This is a genomic window from Thalassotalea fusca, from assembly GCF_053485835.1.
Map to the genome: position 1 here is coordinate 1 of NZ_JBQRUN010000087.1, position 223 is coordinate 223.

Genomic DNA, 223 nt, shown 5'->3' on the forward strand with positions numbered 1-223 from the left:
GGTAACGATGTACAAGCGTACATCACTGAGCACTTTGGTATAACATATCATCATAATCATATTTATCGGTTACTCAAAAACCTTGGCTTCAGTTGGATAACCAGTAGGTCAAAACACCCCAAGCAAACAGAAGGCGCGCAAGACGCATATAAAAAAGTTCCCTGTGGCAACGATCATTCACACGCCAGTCCACGTCAAGCCTGAAAAAATAGATATCTGGTTT

The 223-nt window shown here is 41.7% G+C and carries 1 protein-coding gene; it reads left to right on the forward strand.

Features of this window, described 5'->3' with window-relative positions:
- Positions 1 to 204, forward strand: a 204-nt coding sequence (locus tag ACSLUK_RS20120) for a helix-turn-helix domain-containing protein (protein WP_448550564.1), incomplete at its 5' end; no start/stop codon positions are given.
- Between the last annotated feature and the right edge of the window lie 19 nt (positions 205 to 223).